The following is a 3,801-nucleotide window of genomic DNA, read 5'->3' on the forward strand; positions in this document are numbered from 1 at the left end:
GCGCAGGCCGCTGAGCCCGGCCGCGCCGCCCTGCAGCAGCGTGTCGGCCACGGCCGTGAGCGCGCGCACGCCCGCCGGCGACTCCCAGGCCAGCGCCAGGTCCAGGAGCCGGGTGAGGGCGGCGCTCACCGAGGCCGGGGCGGCATGCACGACCTCCGTGAGCCCGGCCGCGGTGGCCGGGCCGACGACAACCAGTGCGTCGAGGACGCTCAGCTCGGCGGTGGTCAGCTGGTCCAGGGCCCGCAGCAGCGAGGACCGGGTCGCCGCCCGGGACGCCAGCTGGCCGGAGTCGTGGGGGGCCGGGGTGGCGAGGTCGGGGCGAGCCACGAGCAGCCGGGACAGCCGCTCGTCCGGCCAGCTGCGCAGCTGGTCGGCGAGCGTGCGGAACCCGGTCGCGGACATCCCCGCAACGCTACCGGGCGGTCCGCTGCGCAGCCTCCTGGCCGAGGACCGCGCGCCCGCGGGTGGCGTGGAAGATCAGGCTCGTCTCCGCGTGCACGACCCCGGGCCGTCCGGTGAGGTTGTCGAGCACGAAGTCGCGCAGCGCCTCCGGGGTCGCGGTCGCCACGTGCACGACGAAGTCGTTGGCGCCGGAGATGTTGTACGCCGCGAGCACGCCCGGCAGCGCGGTCACGTGCTCGGCGAACGCGTCCACGTCGGCGCGCAGGTGGCCGGAGAACCGGACCGTGACCAGCGCCTGGACCGGCAGCCCGACCCTGGCCAGGTCCACGTCGGCCGTCACGCCGGTGACGATGCCGCGCTCGCGCAGCCCGCGCACCCGCGCCAGGCAGGTCGACTCCGCGATGCCGACGGCCCGGGCGAGCTCGACGTTGGGGGTGCGCCCATCGCGCACCAGGGCCGCGACCAGCGCTCGGTCGACGTCGTCGAGCACCGGCCGCTCGCGCGGCGGCGGACCGGGGGAGAGGCACGGCGCATTCTTCGGCACGGAGGGCACGATACGCGGTTCCGCCGAAGATCCTGCGGACGACGGCCCGCTTGACAAAGGATCTGCACGACCATTGCCGCAGCTGTGGGGTGGATCGACCCTGGAGACATGACCCGACCCGACACCGACGCCGTCCACCTCGGCCGGGAGGACCTGGTCGCGCTCGGCGTCCACGTGCCCCCGCTCGACCTCTCCACGACCTACCCGCTGCCCAGCGTCGACGCGGGCGGGGCGGCCTACGAGCAGCTCGCCTCCGGCGGGCGCCCCGAGGGCGCCGCCTCGCTGGTCTACCAGCGTCTGTGGAACCCCAACGTCGACCGGTTCGAGCGCGGGGTCGCGGGCCTCGAGGGGCTGCCCGGCGCCGTCGCGTTCGCGACCGGCATGGCCGCCGTCAGCGCGGTGCTCGTCGCCACCGTCGCGGCCGGCCGTCCCCACGTCGTGGGCGTCCGTCCGCTGTACGGCGGCACCGACCACGTGCTCGCGACCGGCCTGCTCGGCACCCGCGTCACCTGGGCCACGCCGGACGGGATCGCCGACGCGATCGAGCCCGACACCGGGCTCGTGATCGTCGAGACCCCCGGCAACCCCACCGTCGACCTGGTCGACATCGCGGCCGTGGTCGCCCAGGCCGGCGACGTACCCGTCCTCGTCGACAACACGTTCGCCACCCCCGTGCTCCAGCGGCCGGCCGCGCACGGTGCCGCGCTCGTCCTCCACTCGGCCACGAAGTTCATGGGCGGCCATGGCGACGCGATGGGCGGCGTCGTCGCCGCGAGCGAGGAGTGGCTGGTCCGGCTCCGCCAGGTCCGGGCGCTCACCGGGGGCCTGCTCCACCCGCGCGCCGCCTACGACCTGCACCGCGGGCTGCAGACGCTGCCGGTGCGGGTGCGGGCCCAGCAGGAGTCCGCGGCCGTGCTGGCCGGCCGGCTCGCCGACCACCCCGCGATCGCGCGGGTCCTCTACCCCGGCCTCAAGCAGTGCGACCCGCGCGGCCTGGTCGGCACCCAGATGAGCGGCCCCGGGAGCCTGCTGGCCTTCGAGCTCGCGGGCGGGTACGCCGCGGCCACGGCCACCGCGCAGGCCTGCCGCCTGATCGTCCACGCCGTGTCCCTCGGCGGCGTCGACACGCTCGTCCAGCACCCCGCCGGGCTGACCCACCGCCCGGTGGAGGCGGCCGCCCGGCCGGGCGAGGGCCTGCTGCGCCTCTCGGTGGGCCTCGAGGATGTCGAGGACCTCTGGGCCGACCTGGATCAGGCCCTGCCGGCCCGCTGAGCGTTTGGCCCCCGGCGACCCGGGCATTTGGGAGAGTGAGCCCGGGCTGGTCGAGCGCACCAGCCGATGGCCGAGTCGTGAGGGGCCGAGTGGGGATGAACCAGGTCGAGCTGCAGCACGGGGCCGCCACGGATGTCGGGTCGGTCCGCGAGGTCAACGAGGACGCCTACCTGGCGGCGCCGCCGGTGTTCGTCGTCGCCGACGGGATGGGCGGACACGAGGGCGGGGACGTGGCCAGCTCGATCGTCGTCGAGGAGTTCGGCCGGCTCGCAGAGGCCGGCTACGACCCGCGTGGCGGCGCCGAGGCCGTCACCGCGACCCTCGCCGCCTGCGCCGAGCGGATCGGCGAGTACGCCGACCGGCAGCACGCCCACGGCGTCGTCCGCTCGGCCGGCACCACCGCGGTCGCCGCGCTGCTCGTGGAGGACGACGCGGGTCCGGCCTGGCTGGTCGCGAACCTCGGCGACTCGCGCGGCTACCGCTACGACGGTGAGCGGCTGGTCCAGGTCACCGTCGACCACAGCCTGGTCCAAGAGCTCGTCGACGCGGGCCGGATCGGCGCCGAGGAGGCCGCGACCCATCCCGAGCGCAACGTGATCACGCGTGCCCTCGGCGATGCGACCGGCGCCGAGCCCGACTTCTTCTCGGTCCCGTTCGACCAGGGCGCGCGACTGCTGCTGTGCTCCGACGGGGTGAGCGGCATGCTCGACCACGACGAGATGGAGCGGATCCTCGCGCAGCGCGCGGACCCGCGGGACGCGGCGCAGGCCCTCGTCGCCGCCGCCGTCGCCGCGGGCGGTGAGGACAACGCGACCGCGCTGGTCGTCGATGTGGTGGGATGGGCCGCCGAGGACACCCACGACTCCGAGCGTCAGCGGGAGAGTCTCGAGCAGAAGCCAGGAGCACGGCCGTGAGCGAGCACCCCACCTGGTCCTTCCGTGGCGGTGAGTGGTTCGGCATCTTCGGGCGGCACGCCACCGTCGTGCTGCCCCCGAGCGAGAAGCGGCGCGTCGCCGCGCTGTGGGAGCTCGTCGACGACGGGGCCGGGTTCGACGAGACCCTCGACGCCCTGATCCGCGAGGGTCTGCGTGACCTGCCGGGGTTCGTGCTGGTCAGCCGGTCCGACGAGCAGACCCGACTCGTGCTCCGCGGCGCCGCTCGGGCGCACCTCGCCACGCCCGGCGAGGTCGTGCACCTCGCGGGCGACGACGCGACCACCTGGGTCGAGCGGACCCTGACCGGCGTCACCCGGGTGCGGATCGAGGTCGCCGACGAGACCGCGCCCGACGACCTGCTGGTGACCGACGGCCTGGTGCGGATCTCGACCGCGGAGTGTCCGCCGGTCGCCGCGGTGCCCGACGTCCCCAACGTCCCCAACGTCCCCGACGTCCCCGACGCGCCCGCCGCCGCACCGCTCGCCGAACCGACCCCGGCGCGACCCGCCACCGCGCTCGAGCCGGAGCCGCTGCTCGACGCCCTGTTCGGCCCGGCCGACGACTCCCCGGCCGAGGCGCGGCCCGAGCCCGACCTGGGCCCGGTCACCGAGGCGATGCCGGCCGTCCCACCGGTCCCGCCGGTCCCGC

3 protein-coding genes and 2 pseudogenes are annotated in these 3,801 nt (G+C 75.8%); 3 read left to right on the top strand and 2 right to left on the bottom strand.

All coding sequences use genetic code 11. The features are described 5' to 3' along the window. Positions 1-402 (bottom strand): annotated as a pseudogene (locus tag VGD85_RS18205) (hypothetical protein); the annotation flags it as partial. Between the two features lie 10 nt (positions 403-412). Continuing rightward, the gene (locus tag VGD85_RS18210; protein ID WP_331064848.1) at positions 413-946 is read right to left on the bottom strand and encodes an Lrp/AsnC family transcriptional regulator; all 534 of its coding nucleotides are present in this window, start codon (positions 944-946) and stop codon (positions 413-415) included. Between the two features lie 108 nt (positions 947-1,054). Between VGD85_RS18210 and VGD85_RS18215 the strand changes: the two genes are divergently transcribed. The 3 genes and pseudogenes from VGD85_RS18215 to VGD85_RS18225 all read left to right on the top strand — a co-directional run. Beyond that, entirely contained in the window at positions 1,055-2,218 is a 1,164-nt protein-coding gene (locus tag VGD85_RS18215) for a trans-sulfuration enzyme family protein (protein ID WP_331064849.1), read from the top strand. Between the two features lie 95 nt (positions 2,219-2,313). Next, a complete protein-coding gene (locus VGD85_RS18220) occupies positions 2,314-3,132 on the top strand; it encodes a PP2C family protein-serine/threonine phosphatase (RefSeq protein WP_331064850.1) in 819 nt (272 codons plus the stop codon). After that, positions 3,129-3,801, top strand: a pseudogene (locus VGD85_RS18225) (hypothetical protein); the annotation flags it as partial. The gene VGD85_RS18220 and the pseudogene VGD85_RS18225, both read left to right, overlap by 4 nt.

It is taken from the genome of Nocardioides sp., assembly GCF_036401255.1.
In the GTDB taxonomy this organism is placed as follows: domain Bacteria; phylum Actinomycetota; class Actinomycetes; order Propionibacteriales; family Nocardioidaceae; genus Nocardioides.